Source organism: Paenarthrobacter sp. Y-19, assembly GCF_029223985.1.
GTDB lineage: Bacteria > Actinomycetota > Actinomycetes > Actinomycetales > Micrococcaceae > Arthrobacter > Arthrobacter nicotinovorans.
In genome coordinates this window covers 3,486,777-3,501,184 of record NZ_CP119414.1, presented here as the reverse complement: position 1 = coordinate 3,501,184, position 14,408 = coordinate 3,486,777, and the positions used below count along the sequence as shown (strand labels likewise).

Genomic DNA, 14,408 nt, shown 5'->3' with positions numbered 1-14,408 from the left:
CGTTGTGAGGCCCGCTCTACGCGCTTTCCGGAAGGAATGGAGCGCAGAGCAGGCCCCGCAACTCCAGGTACTACCAGCCCCGGGCGCGCCACTCCTCAAGGTGTGGCCGCTCGGCTCCGAGGGTCGTGGGCAATCCATGGCCCGGGTGCACCAGGGTATCGTCCGGATAGGCGTCGAACAGTCGTTCCGACACGTCGTTCAACAGAGAAGTGAAGCGTGCAGGATCTTTCTGTGTGTTGCCGACGCCTCCCGGAAACAGCGAGTCTCCACTGAAAATGTGGGCCGGCCCGTCCGGATCCTGGTACACGAAGGCGATCGAGCCAGGGGTATGTCCACGCAGGTGGACCGCCGTGAGCTCGATGTCGTCGAACCGCTCAACGTCGCCGTGACCAAGCCGGACATCCACCGGAACCGGCAACGCATCGGCGTCGTCCTCTCCCGCTGACGTGGTGGCCCCGGTGACTTCCACCAGCTCCGCCAGCGCACGGACGTGATCCCAGTGCTGGTGGGTGGTTGCTATCCGGACCAGCTTGATGGGCTCGGCCGAATCGCCCGCGGACTCCGACAGAAGCTGCTGGATGGCTGGAAGGTCGTCGGCGGCGTCGATCAACACCTGCGCCCCTGTGGACTTTGACGTCAACAGGTACACGTTGTTGTTCATCTCGCTGACCGAAATGCTGCGAATGGTGACGTCACGTAGTGAGTGAATAAGCGAATCCATTCGTTCAGCCTACGTTCTTGGCTTCGCGGCCCTGCGAGACCCAATTGGGGTTGGCGGAGCGTGAACCCACGACGGCGGCAGCGGCTTGGTCGAGCACCTCAAGGTGCGCTGTTCCCAGTTGCAGGGACAGTGCGCCGAGATTCTCGTCGATCCGGTACGTCTTGCGCGTGCCGGGGATGGGGACCACCGAAATCCCGAGGCGCTGACCTTGGGCGAAAAGCCAAGCCAGGGCTACTTGGGCAGGAGTTGCATCCAGCCCACTGGCTACCTCGCGAACCGCGGCTACAACGGCCTGGTTTGCATCAAGTGCCTCGTCGCCAAAACGGGGGATCTTATGGCGGAAGTCATTTTCGCCAAGATCGCCCGCGCTGACAGTTCCCGTAAGGAACCCACGGCCCAGCGGCGAATACGGCACAAACCCTACGCCAAGCTCCTTGGCTGCAGGAACAACGTTGAGCTCAACATCCCTGCTCCAGATTGACCATTCACTCTGGACCGCGGCAATGGGATGGACGGCGTTGGCCTGCCTGAGCTCCTCGGCTGTCACTTCCGACAAGCCGAGGTGCCGGACCTTGCCCTCACGGACCAGCTCCGCCATTGCCTCCACGGTTTCCACTATCGGAACGCGGAGGTCACGGCGATGCATGTAGTAGAGGTCAATGACGTCAGTGTCCAAGCGGCGGAGGCTCGCTTCCGCCGCTTGCCTGACGTACGGTGCATCCCCGCGGACTCCCGTGTATCCGTCCGCGGGGTTGCCCTCAATTCCAAACTTCGTGGCTACCTGGATCTCGTCGCGGCGCTCCTTGAGGAGCCTGCCCACGAGTTCCTCGTTGCTGCCCGCGCCATACACATCTGCGGTGTCGATGAACGTGATGCCCGCGTCCACGGCGTGCCTGAGTGTTTGCAGGCCTTCCTCTGGGTCGATCCCGCCATAGACCGGGGTCAGGGCCATTCCGCCGAAACCGAGGGGGCTGACCGTGAGGCCATCTCCGAGCTGAACTGCAGTCATGAACGTCTCCAATGCGTGTTTGGGTGCTCTTGAAGGCGTGAACCCGATGGCGCGCTGGGGTATTCCTGCGATTTCTGCGAGCACCGCCTGGCCTCGCGTGGCCTTGCCTGGCTGATTCGATGGTTCGCTGCACAGTGTGCCGTGCGAGCGGCATGGTGTGCAGCGAACCATCGAAACAGGGCGCCAGGGAGCGGGCGCTACTCGGGCTTGGCTACAGCTTTCTCTGCGGGCAGCGCCTTCAGGCCGGCGGCACATCCCACGATTCCGGCGATAAAGAGGAGTTTCAGCGGGCTTGCCGATTCGACGCCCGTGATCATGGCCCAGCCAACGGTCAGCGCCGCGCCGATACCCACCCATACCGCGTAAGCAGTGCCAAGGGGGATGCGCTTCACCGCGATGCCCAGTCCCAGCATGCTCAGTACTGCGGTGACGGCGAAGACCAGTGTGGGCATGAGTTGCGTGAAGCCATTGGAGAGCCCCAAAGCGGTGGCCCACACGGCTTCGAGGAGCGCCGACGCCAGGAGGATGGCCCAGAAGATTCCGTTACCGGTGTTCTTGGTTTTTGTCGTCATGGCTATGCCACCACCTTCAGGCCGACCACACATGCACCGATTCCGGCAAGCAGCAGCAGCCGGGCCGTCGTCGCGCGTTCAACTTTGGTGACCATCGCGTAAGCCGCGGTGAGCACCACGCCTACCCCCACCCACACGGCGTAGGCCGTGCCCGTTGGGATGGATTGCATTGCGATCGCCAGCCCGCCCATGCTCGCAATGACTGCGACCAGGAAAACGACTGTTGGGACGGGTTTACGGAAGCCCTTGGAACGGTGCAGAGCTGCGGCCCAGACGGCCTCGAGAGCACCGGAAAGAATGAGAATTATCCACGACATGACATTTCCTTTGGCCAGTCTTGTCGCGTGCCGGGTACTGAACCGTCGTCCGGAGGTTCCAGAGCGGAACCTTCATTTCAGGCTAGCTACTCCGGCGCGGGGTGGCCACTTCTGGTGGTTAACGTCACCAGATCAGGCGTCAGCCGGCTCCACATGGTCGATCGAGATCACTGCGATAAAGCCCCGCCCGGAGATCTCAGGGCTGCGGGTATCCGAACCCACGACGGCGTCATAGCGAGCCAACTCGACAGGTTCCCCGGGGCTGGTTGCCGGAGCGCCGCCGTCGGACTTTTCCTCAGCAGCCGGCTCTTCCTCGACTCCGGCGCCGGGCGCAACTGTCGCCTTGCCCTCCAGCAGAACAGCCAACTGCCCCTCGAACACCGGGTGAGCCCGTTTCTTGGAGATCTCAACGATCGACGTGTAGCCCTTGAACGCGCCTTCGCGGGCGATGACGTTCAAGTCACGGATATCGCCGGTGGGGAGAGTCGCCGAGGATGCTGCCTCGCCGGAGAAACGGAACGGACGGTATTTCTCGAGCGGGTGCTCGGAGCCGTCCACGGTGAGGAGCAGCAGTTCGCCGTCGATGATGGTGATGACCCGCTCCATGCCCGGGAAAACGGAGAATTCTCCGGCTTTGGAGACGTCGGCGATGCTGACACGCCAATCCCAGGCGCCGTCCTGCGCAGAGGCTGCCTGCGGGTGGCTCGCGAGTTCGCGCGTCACCCCGCCGCCATTGCGCCACGGTTCGGGACGGATGTCAGCAAAACGGATAATCTCCATCCGACCAGCCTAATGGTGGACGCAGGTTCTCCGATGGCAACGCGGCTTGCTAACGTCATATGTGGAAAACGTCGTTTGGGTAGTGAGGGAGGCGCTGGATGTTCGTCAAAGTATGCGGCTTGAGCACGCCCGAATCAGTACGTGAAGCCGTCGACGCCGGTGCTGACGCCGTCGGTTTCGTCCTCACCACCAGCCCGCGGGAGGTCAACCCGGACCAGGTTCGTATCCTGCTCCCGCTGGTGCCCGCCGGGGTTCATGCCGTGGGCGTTTTCCGGCATGAAGCCGCCGCCGATGCCGTAGCGATGGCCCGCGCGGCAGGACTTTCGTGGGTGCAGCTGCACGGTCGCCGTACTGCGGACGACGTCAAAACAGTGCACGACGCCGGCATGCGGCTCATCCGGGCCGTCACCATGGGTGCCTGCGAGGACGAGTTCGCGGATCTGGGCGAAGACGTGTTCCTGATCGACGCCGCAGTGCCGGGGTCGGGGGAGTCGTGGGACTACGCCTCAGTGCGTGACAAGGGGCTCGAGAGCCGGGAGTGGTTGCTCGCCGGTGGTTTGGAACCCGGCAACGTGGCCTTCGCCGCAGCCGCTGCCGGCGCTTGGGGAGTGGACGTTTCCTCCGGTGTCGAGTCTTCGCGGGGTGTGAAGGACCTGGCTAAGATCCGCGCCTTCGTCACAGCCGCCAAAGCCTGACCCTCCCTCACATCCCTAGGGTTTCAACCGGTCCCTTCCTCACGTCCCGCGTGTTTCGGCCGGACGATTCCTCACATCCAGGGCGCTTCGGTGTGGGGTGTGAGTGAGTGTTGGTGGGAAGGGCGGGGGGTGTGGAAGAGGGTTGGGGGGAAGCCATAGGGATGTGAGCGAGCGTCGGGTTGGGCGGCTGAAGTCAGGGAAGATTCAGGGCAGACCCCTAGGCATTTTGTCAGCCCCGCAGGAGAGAATGAGGACATGAAAACGATCCTTAACGTCATCTGGCTTGTCTTCGGCGGGTTCTGGTTGGCCCTGGGCTACTTCGCGGCAGGCATTATTTGCTGCGTGCTCATCGTGACCATTCCTTGGGGCATCGCTTCGTTCCGGATCGGGGCGTACTGCTTGTGGCCTTTCGGGCGGATGGTGGTTGAGAAGCCGGGCGGCACAGGGGTGTTCGCGCTCCTGGGCAACGTCATCTGGTTGCTGGTGGCGGGTATCTGGATTGCCATCGGTCACGTGGTCACCGCGTTTGCCATGGCCATCACCATCATTGGGATCCCGCTGGCCATCGCCAACCTGAAGTTGATCCCGGTGTCGCTGATGCCGCTCGGCAAGCAGATTGTGCCCACCAACCAGCCGTTCGTCAGCACCTACCGCTAAGGTGCGGCCCCGCTAGGACGCAACAACCGCCCCGGTGCGCAGATCGAAACGGAACGTCCGCTCCACACGCACGCTCCCGCCGTCGGCCTCCACCGTGAAGGCGAGTTCCAGCGTGCTGTGCTCGAGGTCCGACGCCGTAATGGTGTAGGTCGGCGTGAAGTAGAGGACATGCTCGCCGGGTAACAGGTCCGCGGGCGGGAAACCGCCCGCGTTCTGGTGCGGTCCGCGAAGTACGACGCCGGCAGCCGGCTCAGTGCCTCCGTTGCGGACCCGTCCGGTGAAGGCAAGGATGTCCCCGGCTTTGTAGCCGGGGACGATGGGTCCGTAGTTGAGATCCTGGGCTTCCCGGGTGCCGAGAACCTGGTCTCCGGCGTAGCCCTGCCCGATTTCTTTCCACGTTTGGACATCCCATTGGCCGTCGCTGTTGGACGGGATCACGTGGAAGTCGCCGGCGTTCTGCCACACGGCGGGCCGGCCTGGGGTGGTGGACCGCAGTTCCATGTCGAAGACCAGGCATGTGGGCCCAAGCGTAACCCGGGGTGAAGCGGAGAGTTGCCCCGCCAGCTGCTCGGCAGGAATGGACGCGAACACAATCTCCCGGTATCCCTGCCGTTCATAGAGAACCCCGATATTCCCGTTCGGCAGCCGCGCCACGGTGGAGTAGGCCGAGCTTCCCGGGCACAGCAGCAGCTTTGCCGGCCAGGTGGCGCCGTTGTCGGGGGAGAGACTCAGCATGGTGTTCCGACGCAGATGAGGGTCCTGGTTGTTGCTCGCCAGCAGCCAGGATGAAGTCTCCGGCGCCACGAAGGTACCATGCGGCTGACCATCGAAGCGCGTCAGGGACCCGTTGTCGCTGGGATCCGGCAAATCCGGAACAGGCTGCAGCGGGCTCCACGTTTGGCCGCCGTCCTCGGACACTGCAGCCAAGCGGCAGGGCGTGGCCCGTGAATGCAGGAGCAACCGGCCATCGTCCAAGCACACTACTTTGTTCTCGTTCGGCCCCACGCCTGAGGTACCCGGACCGATCAGCTCGCCCAAAGTCCAGGTCTCACCATGATCGTCGCTGAACGCAGACGCGGCCGTGATGGCACCGTCCACCAGCAGCACAAACTGTTGCACCAACCGGCCCGCAAAAGGTCCGGTGTGGATCTGGATTCCCTGTCCGGCGGCGGCGAACAGGCCAGTGACAGCGCCGCGCTTAAGTTGCGCGGTGAGCCGGCGGTGCTGCCAGGTGTCGCCGTCGTCGTCGGAGAAGCTGACGTCCGCGTGCTGCACGTCGTCATCCGGCTCCAATCCGGCAACTGCTTCAAAGAAACCTGCGTGGGTCCCGGCGGCATGGAACATGAAGATGCGCCCGGTGTCGGAGTCCATCAGCAGGCTTGGATCGCCGAAGCCGTGGAGTCCCGAACCGGTGCGAACCAGCTGCTGTGGCTCCCACGTGACTCCGTTGTCGTAGCTGCGGCGCAGGAGGAGATCGATGGGATTGGGGAGGTCGTCCAGGTTGGGCCTGCCGTCATAGGCGGCTAAAAGAGTGCCCCGGGTGCTGATAGCAAGGGCGGGGATGCGGTATTGCCGGTAGCCGCCCACGCCGCGCACAGCCAGGACGTGCTCTACATCGGGGACGGCTAGGGGAACCGATGAGCGGGAAGGGTCCAAGAGGTAGGAGGTCACACCTCTATGCTAGCTGGACGCCAACACTCCCCGATAGGTGCCGTCCTGCAAGAGAGCAATTGCGGAACCTGCGTCCAGCTCCGCCGCGATGACGACATCACCCGCAAAACCGGCGTCGATCAGTTCCCGGCCACTGGAACATCCCCGCAGAATGCCCGCAAGATGCGGTTCCGCAGCATCGAAGGCGGCAGCAGCAGCGGCCGCTTCCGGGGAAAAGTTGTGACGCCCGGCAGCCGCGAGTCCGGCAATGAACGCCCCGGCCCCAAGCTCATCCTCCAACGCCGGCCGCAGGCTACCGTTGCCCCACTTCTCACCCGCAGCGATGACGGCAATAACGGCACCATGAGGCAGTGTGGCCTGCACCCAATCGGCCGTGGCAGCGGCGTTGCGGAGTGAAACGGCCACCACCTGATGGGCTGAACCGGCCAATTCATGGCTGATGGTGGACCCGTTGGGGGAGGGCAGAACGACCCGGTCGAGTACCGGCGCAGCACTGAGGCTCACGGGCGACAAGCTCAGCCCTTCCGAACCCCGCGGCCCCGCCAATGCGGCCCGGTGGCGGGCCGCGAACTCGCTTGCACCCGCGTCCCTCAGCGGATAGGGAAACACCACCGCCCCGCGATCCACCGCGACGCTCACGCACGTGGTGAACGACAGGACGTCAACCACCACCGCAAGGTCAGCGCCCGGCACTACCGCGCGGGCGCCGTCGAGCCCCCATTCAAACCGGACCGAGTGCGGGAGCTGCCGCTGCGGCGCTCCGGGTTCGCTGGGCACGCCGCTCACGCGAGTTCGCCCGCTAGGTTCCGGCGGGCGGTGTCGAGCCAGAGGCCCTTGGCCCGTTCGCTGTGGAACAGCGGGTCCAGGCTTAGCAGATGGCGTACGACGGCGGCGCGACCCTTCGCGAAGTCATCGTCGCTGACGTGGGCGTAGTCTTCGCGGACGGCGGCCAGGTAACGTGCGTAGGCCTGTTCGTCGCCGCCAAGGACAGAGAGATCGGCGTCGCAGAGGAGGGCGCCGGCATGGTCACCGGGCTCAGGGGAGTGGGTGGAAGTGAGCCTGACGAGCCGGGCCACCTCGGCCACATCGGCAGCGGCGAGGCCAGCAGCCGTGAGCCGGTCCTCGGCCAGGATGGCTGAGTCTTCCTCATCCTGACCAGCAACACCTTCATAAACGGCGTCGTGAAACCAAGCCGCCAAGGAGACGGTCCGTGCAGGCATGGCGGGTTCTGTCAGGGTGTCCAGGGCTTCAAGAACTGCCAGGAGGTGTGTGCGGCTGTGGTATTTTCTGCCGTCCTCGCCCCACCGCTCCAACAGCTCCAGGCCCAGCTCCTCATGGCCGGGGAAGATACTGTTCCAACGCTCCATCAACGGAACTGTCAAAGCTTTACTCCGTTCCCGCGCGGGAATTCGCAGGCCGCTGGCGATGAGTTTGCGGACCAGGATTCTGGCCTCCACGGGGATTGCGCCGGCGAGCACGAGGTCGTCGTAGCGGCGTTCCGGGACGTCATAGTGGTCCCCGTCGAAGGCCCTCTCCGGAACCCCGGCGGCAGCCGCGAACGCATGGAGCTCATCCAGCGAAGTGTCCGAAACGAGGTGCGAAAAAACGGTTCCGTGCGCGGGCCACAGGGGCGGATCGACGTAGATGGCCATGGCCAAAGTGTAGTCCCGGGCGATCCCTCCCAGTCGCCGGACGGGACGCCTGCAAAGATGCTTCCGGTCACGGCAACGGGGAAGGAACGCACCCGTGGGACATCATCTATGGCGCCGCCTATCCCAACAACAGCCGGGCACGCTCTGAAGCATCGTGGCGTATCTGCTTAACCGCAGCCACCTCCGTCTCCAGTTCCTTCATGCGCGTGGTCAAGTACTTGTCCAACACCGCGGTGATCTTCGCGTCGAATCCGGTGCTTTCGCGGCAGCCCGCATCGGTGACAGCGATCTTCAGTTCTTTCTGGCCGCCGGCGTCCAGTCCCGCAGAGACCGCTTCGCCCGGGTGGCTGTAGGGGAAGGCCGTTGTGGACATGCATTGTTTCCAGGAGTCGACGGCGGTCTGGATCCCGGCGTCCTGGCCTGCAGCGTTGGTGGCGACCATCAGCGAGTTGAAAGCCAATGCGGTGGCCCTCATGTAGTTGTCGGCAGTCCCATAGATGGCGGTGATGCCCTCGGCTTTGCAGCCTCCCCACAGCATCCCCGTACCTGCTGAGGACTGGACTACGTTCTGTTCAGGCGAGCCACTGCCGTTGAGGGCCTGCTGAAAAGCGGGATCGGCCATGAGTTTGCCGAGGTCGGAGTCCGGGGCGGGCTCGCCCGGTCCCTTGGGCTTGGTTGAGGCGTATCCCGAAGCCCGTGCAGTCTCAACGCTGAGCGTATCGAAGCCTACGTGCTGTTTGAGATCCACGGATTGCTGTCCTGCGGAAACCGGTGTGTAGTCGTATCCAGCCTTGGCCATGCACCGACGCACGGCTTCGGCCACCCCGTTTTCGGCCGCGGAATCCGCGGACGCGAACTGCTCGGCTGCCAGAGTCACGCCGGACACCGGATGCTCCGCCGGTTTGGTCAGCATGGAGGAGACTCCTGGCGTGGCGGCGGCAGCCAATGTCGCGGCAGCCCCGGCAGTAAGAATCAGTACCCCAATGGTTTTCTTTTTCATCGTTTCTCCTCTGGACGAATTATGGTCGGTTTTTGGCAATGCGGTGGCCGGCCCTGGTGTTCCAAGGCCTGGTTTGGAGCGTGATGATCTAGCCGATCAGCCTGTTTTGGTACGCGAAGGCAACCAGCTGGATCCGGTTTTTGAGTTTGAGCTTGGACAGGATGTTCCCGATGTGGGATTTCACCGTGGCGTCGCTGAGAACCAGGGACGCGGCGATCTCCCCGTTGGCCAGGCCTTTGGCCGCCAGCATGAAGACATCGTGCTCCCGGGCTGACAGGGGTTCCAGGACTGCCGTGTTGGACTCTGCGGGAGTGGTGTAGTCCCTGAGTAGTTCATTCGTAGCCGAAGGAGCCATGACCGCGTGCCCGGAGTGAACGGTGCGGATGGTGGCGAGCAGGAACTCCGGTGTCGCATCCTTGGTGAGGAAACCGCCGGCGCCGGCTTGGATGGCGCGGACCACGGCTTCGTCGTGCTGGATGGTGGTGAGCACAATGACCTTTGTACGGCCGCTGCTCTCGGTGATGTGGCGCGTGGCGGTGATCCCGTCCATGACCGGCATCCGGATGTCCATCAGCATCACGTCCGGTCCGACGTCCGCCGCGAGGGCAACAGCCTGCTCACCGTCAGTGGCTTCGCCTACCAGGTCCAGGTCAGGCTGGCTGCCAAGGATCATCTTCAAACCAGCGCTGAACAGGGGTTGATCGTCAACCAATGCGACGCGGATCGGGGTGTCGTTCATGGCAGGATTGCCTCCACTTCGAAGAGTTGGCCGTTGGTGACCGTAGTGAGCCGCCCGCCCGCCGCCGTCGCGCGTTCACGCATACCCGGGATGCCGCGGCCGGTTCCCGACGGCGGCAGTTCAGTCCCGCCGTCGGCCAGCCTTGAGCGGATCTTCAGACGCAGGCCGCGGGGTTCGCGGGCAACCGTCACCACTGCGCCGGCCTCGCGGTCCCCATGTTTGAACGCATTCGTCAGGCTTTCCTGGACGATTCTGTAGACGGTGAGGTCCTCTACCGGGGAGAGGCCCTCCAGCCCGGCCGTGTGCAGCTCGACAGGCATCCCGCTGCTCTCCAGGCGGTCGGCCAGGGCCGGCAATTCCGAGGTTCCGGGTGCGGGACCCTCCAATTCCGAGCCGAAACTTTGCACGAGTCGCCGGGTTTCCTGCAGTGCGCTCCTTGCCGAAGACGCAATGACGTTGGCCGCCTCCTCCACCAGTTCCGGCTCAGTCCGGTGGACGTAGCGGATCCCTTCCGCCTGGGCTGTGATGACGGCGAGGGAATGCGCAAGGACGTCATGCAGCTCCCGGGCGATCCTGTTGCGCTCTTGTTCGATCACCAAGGCACCCGCCGTTGATTCGAGCCGGGACTCCGCCTGTTCCTTCGCCATCTGGTTGGCAACGGCCTGCCGTACCGACGCAGCGGCAGCCCATCCAGCGAGGTTGAGGGCCGAGAATGAGGCGAACACCAGGAAGGCGTACACAGCAATGCGGAAGGGGCTCGCTTCGGTCAGCTGTTTGCCGAAAACAAAGTTGATCCACGCGGTGTCGGCGAACCAGTTCACCGTGACCAGCCCGGCTGCGGTCACGGCCGCAACGGGCAGTGGCCACCGCTGCGGTTCTTTCCAACCGAGAGTGGCGAAAAAGAAGAGCACCGGCAAGCACACATAGGGCGTGGCGCCGGACAGCATCACGCTCGGGAAGATGCCAAACGCCTGGAAGCCCAAGGCAGCGAAGGCGAAGACGATGGCGGGAACGGGGACCAGTTCGGCGGCTGCAACCGCAGCCGTGAGGGCGACCAGGACCGCGCTCGCCGAATCGAAACTGCGTTCCTCCAGGACCATGAGTGCCACGAGCATGCCAAGGCCTGCCAAGGGTGCGGCGGCGGGGCGGAGGGCCTGGATTCTCGGTGACATGCTTCAACCCTAGGGTGAGCGGTCCGGGCTCGGGCCCCGTTTGGCCCTGGTTCATCCGGGCGGGGGAGCAAGTTCGTCCGAGGTACTGAGAGGCGCGACATGCCGATGGGGGTGCGGCGGCGCGCGCCCCCCAAAGCACAGTCATATTGCGTTTGCGGAGTAGAACGGCCCTTGTGTACGCATTTACGGAACTACACTGTTTCTATGCCGCAAATACGAATTTCCGAAGCCGCCCGCTTCCTCGGTGTCAGTGACGACACCGTGAGGCGTTGGACAGAGAACGGGACGCTCACTCCGCAGAAGGATCCCGCTGGCCGATTGGCGGTTGATGGCCTGGAACTCGCGACTTTGGCGCGCAGCCAGTCCCACCTCCCGGACGACCCCTCCCGTTCCGGAAGTTCGGCGCGGAACCGCTTCGTCGGCCTGGTCACGGGGATCACGGCGGACAAAGTGATGGCGCAGGTCGAGCTTCAATGTGGGCCGTTCCGCGTGGTGTCCCTCATGAGCAGCGAGGCCGTGCGGGAACTCGGCCTTGAGCTCGGTTCGGTGGCCACAGCGGTAGTCAAGGCCACCACGGTGATCATCGAAACGCCCCAGGGAAAGAGCATCATATGAGCATCACCCGCAAAAATTTCACCGCACTGTTGGTGGCCGGCGCTTTGGCGGCAAGCCTGGCCGGATGCGGCTCAGGCACCAACACCACGGCAAGCTCCACCTCATCCCCGTCGGGCGAGATCACTGTGTTCGCCGCAGCGTCCCTTAAAGCACCTTTCACGCAGTTGGCCAAGGATTTCGAGGCAGCCAACCCGGGCACAAGAGTGAAACTGAGCTTCGCGGGCTCCTCCGATCTCGTCACGCAGATAACCCAGGGGGCCCCGGCCGATGTGTTCGCCTCGGCTGACACCAAGAACATGACAAAGCTTGCCGACGCCAAGCTGCTGGACGGCGCCGCCACCAACTTCGCCACGAACGTCCTGGAGATCGCAGTCCCGCCCGGCAACCCGGCGTCGATCTCATCGTTCGCCGACCTCGCCAAGCCGGGTGTCAAGATAGTTACCTGCGCCAGCCAGGTTCCCTGCGGCGCAGCGACGGACACGGTTGAGAAGGCCAGCGGCATCACCTTGAGCCCCGTCAGCGAGGAATCCTCGGTGACCGACGTGCTCGGCAAGGTCACCTCGGGCGAGGCCGACGCCGGCTTGGTCTACGTCACGGACGTGAAGGGAGCCGGCGACAAGGTTAAAGGCATTCCGTTCGCTGAATCGGACAAGGCGGTCAACACGTACCCGATCGCCACGGTAGGCTCCAGCAAGAACAAGGCGCTGGCAGCGGCTTTCGTGGCCGCAGTGACCAGCGACAAGGGCAGGAAGGTTCTGGGAGACGCCGGTTTCGGCGCACCGTAAGGAGAGCATGAAGACCACCACCGGCTACCATGGCGTCCCCCGATGGATCTATGCCGTGGCAGCAGCGGGCGGCCTCCTGGTGGTCCTTCCGCTGGCGGCCATGCTGCTGCGCGTCAACTGGCCGCAGTTCGTTCCCCTGATCACCTCGGAGTCTTCCCTGGCCGCGTTGGGCCTGAGCCTGCGGTCCTCTGCCGCCAGCACGGTCCTCTGCATCGTGTTGGGCGTGCCTCTGGCGCTGGTGCTGGCCCGTGGCGAGTTCCCCGGACAGAAACTCCTGAGGTCCTTCGTTCTGTTGCCGCTGGTGCTGCCGCCGGTGGTTGGGGGCATCGCGCTGCTGTATACCTTTGGCCGTCAGGGCCTGCTGGGGAAGTCGCTGGAGATGGCCGGCGTCCAGATCGCGTTTTCGACCACCGCAGTGGTCCTGGCGCAGACCTTCGTAGCCCTGCCCTTCCTGGTGGTCAGCCTGGAGGGTGCCTTGAGGTCGGCAGGAAACCGGTATGAAGCCGTGGCTGCAACCCTCGGGGCGAAACCCACCACCGTCCTTCGCCGCGTCACTCTTCCGCTGGTCCTGCCGGGGCTGGCATCGGGCGCTGTGTTGTCGTTCGCGCGCAGCTTGGGGGAGTTCGGAGCTACCCTGACGTTCGCGGGCAGCCTGGAAGGCGTCACACGGACCCTGCCGCTGGAAATCTACTTGCAGCGCGAGACCGACGCCGACTCCGCCGTCGCGCTGTCCCTTGTCCTGGTGGCGGTGGCGGTCGCGGTGGTGGGGCTCAGTTACGGTGGCCGTCGGCGCGCGGCTGCGGCGGTCCAGGCATGAGCTTCGAACTGCGGGCCAGTCTCCGTGCCCGGAACTTCGACATGTCGCTCAGCCTCGCTGACGGTGAAACCGTGGCCATCCTCGGTCCCAACGGGGCGGGCAAATCAACGTTGTTGGGCGTGATTGCCGGGCTGTTGCGGCCCGATTCCGGCTCGGCCAGGATTGCCGGGCGGCAGTTGTTCAACCTCGACGCCGGAACCCACCATTGGGACGCGCCCCACCTGCGCGGTACGGCCCTTCTGGCCCAGGAAGCCCTGCTGTTCCCGCACCTGAGCGTGGTGGACAACGTGGCGTTCGGCCCCCGCAGTGCCGGGGCTTCCAAAGCTGCGGCCCGGGAAACTGCGCAGCGTTGGCTGGCGGAGGTTGACGCTTCGTCCCTCGCCGACAGGAAGCCTGCCCAGCTCTCGGGAGGCCAGGCCCAACGGGTTGCCGTGGCTCGTGCCCTGGCCGCCGAGCCAGAACTGCTGCTCCTCGACGAACCCATGGCTGCCCTGGACATCCACGCTGCACCGCTGCTGCGCCGTGTGCTCAAACGCGTGTTGAAGGACCGGAAGGCCATCATCGTCACACACGACGTCCTGGACGCCTACATGCTGGCGGACCGTGTGGTGGTGGTGGAAAACGGCCGGATGGTCGAAGAAGGTCCCACGCGCCAGGTCCTTGAACGGCCCAGGAGCCACTTTGCCGCCGGGCTCGCCGGACTGAACCTCGTCGGCGGTACTCTGGGCCGAGAGGGAATCACGACGCCGGATGGCCGGGTTTTCGCTGGACAGCACGATCCCGACTGGTCACCCGTTCCCGGCCAGGCAGGCGTGGCGGCGTTCCCGCCGTCGAGCGTTTCCGTCTTCCTGGGTGACGTGCACGGAAGCCCGCGCAACTCCTATGCGGTGACCATCACCGACCTTGAGCCGCACGGCGACCAAGTCCGGGTGCGCGCCAGCGCCGGCACCGACGGCACGTTGTCCGCCGACATCACGCCTGCAGCCTCCGCAGACCTTGGCCTTGCCCCCGGGATGGAGGTGCGGTTCGTGGTGAAGTCCGCGTTGGTGTCGGTCTACCCGGCGTGAGCCCTACTCCCGGCTTCAACCGACGGAGGCCGCCGGCACTACGCCGACGGCCCCCGCTCCCGTTTAGGGGATGTTGTGCCAGAACAGGCGGATAACATCATGGAAGGCGCTCCACCACGCCCGCCGTCCCAATTACACG

General features: G+C 64.6%; 17 protein-coding genes and 1 riboswitch. Of the genes, 6 read left to right on the top strand and 11 right to left on the bottom strand.

Annotation, left to right across the window (positions count from 1 at the left end; translation table 11 throughout):
• Positions 1-70 precede the first annotated feature (70 nt).
• The 5 genes from PYR64_RS16350 to PYR64_RS16330 form a co-directional block, all read right to left on the bottom strand.
• Positions 71-721, bottom strand: a complete 651-nt coding sequence (locus PYR64_RS16350; protein WP_275776371.1) for an MBL fold metallo-hydrolase — start codon at positions 719-721, stop codon at positions 71-73.
• Between the two features lie 4 nt (positions 722-725).
• On the bottom strand, positions 726-1,730 hold the full coding sequence (locus tag PYR64_RS16345) for an aldo/keto reductase (protein WP_275776369.1): 1,005 nt from the start codon (positions 1,728-1,730) through the stop codon (positions 726-728).
• A gap of 197 nt (positions 1,731-1,927) precedes the next feature.
• Positions 1,928-2,302, bottom strand: a complete 375-nt coding sequence (locus tag PYR64_RS16340; RefSeq protein WP_018778308.1) for a multidrug efflux SMR transporter — start codon at positions 2,300-2,302, stop codon at positions 1,928-1,930.
• A gap of 2 nt (positions 2,303-2,304) precedes the next feature.
• A complete protein-coding gene (locus tag PYR64_RS16335) occupies positions 2,305-2,619 on the bottom strand; it encodes a multidrug efflux SMR transporter (RefSeq protein WP_064722538.1) in 315 nt (104 codons plus the stop codon).
• A 9-nt stretch (positions 2,620-2,628) separates the two neighbouring features.
• Positions 2,629-2,694, bottom strand: a riboswitch (guanidine-III (ykkC-III) riboswitch).
• A 57-nt stretch (positions 2,695-2,751) separates the two neighbouring features.
• A complete protein-coding gene (locus PYR64_RS16330) occupies positions 2,752-3,399 on the bottom strand; it encodes a HutD family protein (protein WP_193590063.1) in 648 nt (215 codons plus the stop codon).
• Between the two features lie 98 nt (positions 3,400-3,497).
• Here PYR64_RS16330 and PYR64_RS16325 point away from each other — a divergent pair, with 98 nt between their 5' ends.
• Positions 3,498-4,094 carry a phosphoribosylanthranilate isomerase gene (locus PYR64_RS16325; RefSeq protein ID WP_275776365.1) on the top strand — a complete coding sequence of 199 codons (597 nt, stop codon included), beginning with the start codon at positions 3,498-3,500 and terminating at the stop codon, positions 4,092-4,094.
• A 255-nt stretch (positions 4,095-4,349) separates the two neighbouring features.
• Entirely contained in the window at positions 4,350-4,751 is a 402-nt protein-coding gene (locus PYR64_RS16320) for a YccF domain-containing protein (RefSeq protein WP_018778312.1), read from the top strand.
• Positions 4,752-4,763: 12 nt separating this feature from the next.
• Here PYR64_RS16320 and PYR64_RS16315 read toward each other — a convergent pair whose 3' ends face one another.
• The 6 genes from PYR64_RS16315 to PYR64_RS16290 form a co-directional block, all read right to left on the bottom strand.
• Positions 4,764-6,422: a sialidase family protein gene (locus PYR64_RS16315; RefSeq protein WP_275776362.1), complete on the bottom strand. Its 1,659-nt coding sequence runs from the start codon at positions 6,420-6,422 to the stop codon at positions 4,764-4,766.
• Between the two features lie 9 nt (positions 6,423-6,431).
• Entirely contained in the window at positions 6,432-7,208 is a 777-nt protein-coding gene (locus PYR64_RS16310) for a 2-phosphosulfolactate phosphatase (protein WP_275776360.1), read from the bottom strand.
• A complete protein-coding gene (locus PYR64_RS16305) occupies positions 7,205-8,074 on the bottom strand; it encodes a DUF4031 domain-containing protein (RefSeq protein ID WP_275776358.1) in 870 nt (289 codons plus the stop codon). The genes PYR64_RS16310 and PYR64_RS16305 overlap by 4 nt, the downstream gene beginning before the upstream one ends.
• A 118-nt stretch (positions 8,075-8,192) precedes the next feature.
• Positions 8,193-9,074, bottom strand: coding sequence for a hypothetical protein (locus PYR64_RS16300; protein WP_275776356.1), 882 nt, complete (start codon positions 9,072-9,074; stop codon positions 8,193-8,195).
• Positions 9,075-9,162: 88 nt separating this feature from the next.
• Positions 9,163-9,813 carry a response regulator transcription factor gene (locus PYR64_RS16295; RefSeq protein ID WP_039243000.1) on the bottom strand — a complete coding sequence of 217 codons (651 nt, stop codon included), beginning with the start codon at positions 9,811-9,813 and terminating at the stop codon, positions 9,163-9,165.
• On the bottom strand, positions 9,810-10,985 hold the full coding sequence (locus PYR64_RS16290; protein WP_275776354.1) for a histidine kinase: 1,176 nt from the start codon (positions 10,983-10,985) through the stop codon (positions 9,810-9,812). The genes PYR64_RS16295 and PYR64_RS16290 overlap by 4 nt, the downstream gene beginning before the upstream one ends.
• Positions 10,986-11,189: 204 nt before the next feature.
• Here PYR64_RS16290 and PYR64_RS16285 point away from each other — a divergent pair, with 204 nt between their 5' ends.
• From PYR64_RS16285 to PYR64_RS16270, 4 genes are read left to right on the top strand one after another with little or no spacing between them, the layout of a single operon-like run.
• Positions 11,190-11,600, top strand: a complete 411-nt coding sequence (locus tag PYR64_RS16285) for a TOBE domain-containing protein (protein ID WP_018778319.1) — start codon at positions 11,190-11,192, stop codon at positions 11,598-11,600.
• Complete coding sequence (modA, locus tag PYR64_RS16280; RefSeq protein ID WP_275776351.1) at positions 11,597-12,385, top strand: molybdate ABC transporter substrate-binding protein; 789 nt, start codon at positions 11,597-11,599, stop codon at positions 12,383-12,385. The genes PYR64_RS16285 and modA overlap by 4 nt, the downstream gene beginning before the upstream one ends.
• 7 nt (positions 12,386-12,392) lie before the next feature.
• Positions 12,393-13,202, top strand: a complete 810-nt coding sequence (locus PYR64_RS16275; protein WP_275776350.1) for an ABC transporter permease — start codon at positions 12,393-12,395, stop codon at positions 13,200-13,202.
• The gene (locus PYR64_RS16270; RefSeq protein ID WP_275776348.1) at positions 13,199-14,269 is read left to right on the top strand and encodes an ATP-binding cassette domain-containing protein; all 1,071 of its coding nucleotides are present in this window, start codon (positions 13,199-13,201) and stop codon (positions 14,267-14,269) included. Before PYR64_RS16275 ends, PYR64_RS16270 begins: the two co-directional genes overlap by 4 nt.
• Positions 14,270-14,408 lie beyond the last annotated feature (139 nt).

Excerpts from the sequence above, each read along its gene's own strand:
- PYR64_RS16320 (WP_018778312.1), top strand. The coding sequence starts at position 4,350 with ATGAAAACGATCCTTAACGTCATCTGGCTTGTCTTCGGCGGGTTCTGG.
- PYR64_RS16300 (WP_275776356.1), bottom strand. The coding sequence starts at position 9,074 with ATGAAAAAGAAAACCATTGGGGTACTGATTCTTACTGCCGGGGCTGCC.
- PYR64_RS16350 (WP_275776371.1), bottom strand. The coding sequence starts at position 721 with ATGGATTCGCTTATTCACTCACTACGTGACGTCACCATTCGCAGCATT.
- PYR64_RS16325 (WP_275776365.1), top strand. The coding sequence starts at position 3,498 with ATGTTCGTCAAAGTATGCGGCTTGAGCACGCCCGAATCAGTACGTGAA.
- PYR64_RS16335 (WP_064722538.1), bottom strand. The coding sequence starts at position 2,619 with ATGTCGTGGATAATTCTCATTCTTTCCGGTGCTCTCGAGGCCGTCTGG.
- modA (WP_275776351.1), top strand. The coding sequence starts at position 11,597 with ATGAGCATCACCCGCAAAAATTTCACCGCACTGTTGGTGGCCGGCGCT.
- PYR64_RS16275 (WP_275776350.1), top strand. The coding sequence starts at position 12,393 with ATGAAGACCACCACCGGCTACCATGGCGTCCCCCGATGGATCTATGCC.
- PYR64_RS16285 (WP_018778319.1), top strand. The coding sequence starts at position 11,190 with ATGCCGCAAATACGAATTTCCGAAGCCGCCCGCTTCCTCGGTGTCAGT.
- PYR64_RS16330 (WP_193590063.1), bottom strand. The coding sequence starts at position 3,399 with ATGGAGATTATCCGTTTTGCTGACATCCGTCCCGAACCGTGGCGCAAT.
- PYR64_RS16290 (WP_275776354.1), bottom strand. The coding sequence starts at position 10,985 with ATGTCACCGAGAATCCAGGCCCTCCGCCCCGCCGCCGCACCCTTGGCA.
- PYR64_RS16305 (WP_275776358.1), bottom strand. The coding sequence starts at position 8,074 with ATGGCCATCTACGTCGATCCGCCCCTGTGGCCCGCGCACGGAACCGTT.
- PYR64_RS16295 (WP_039243000.1), bottom strand. The coding sequence starts at position 9,813 with ATGAACGACACCCCGATCCGCGTCGCATTGGTTGACGATCAACCCCTG.
- PYR64_RS16345 (WP_275776369.1), bottom strand. The coding sequence starts at position 1,730 with ATGACTGCAGTTCAGCTCGGAGATGGCCTCACGGTCAGCCCCCTCGGT.
- PYR64_RS16270 (WP_275776348.1), top strand. The coding sequence starts at position 13,199 with ATGAGCTTCGAACTGCGGGCCAGTCTCCGTGCCCGGAACTTCGACATG.
- PYR64_RS16340 (WP_018778308.1), bottom strand. The coding sequence starts at position 2,302 with ATGACGACAAAAACCAAGAACACCGGTAACGGAATCTTCTGGGCCATC.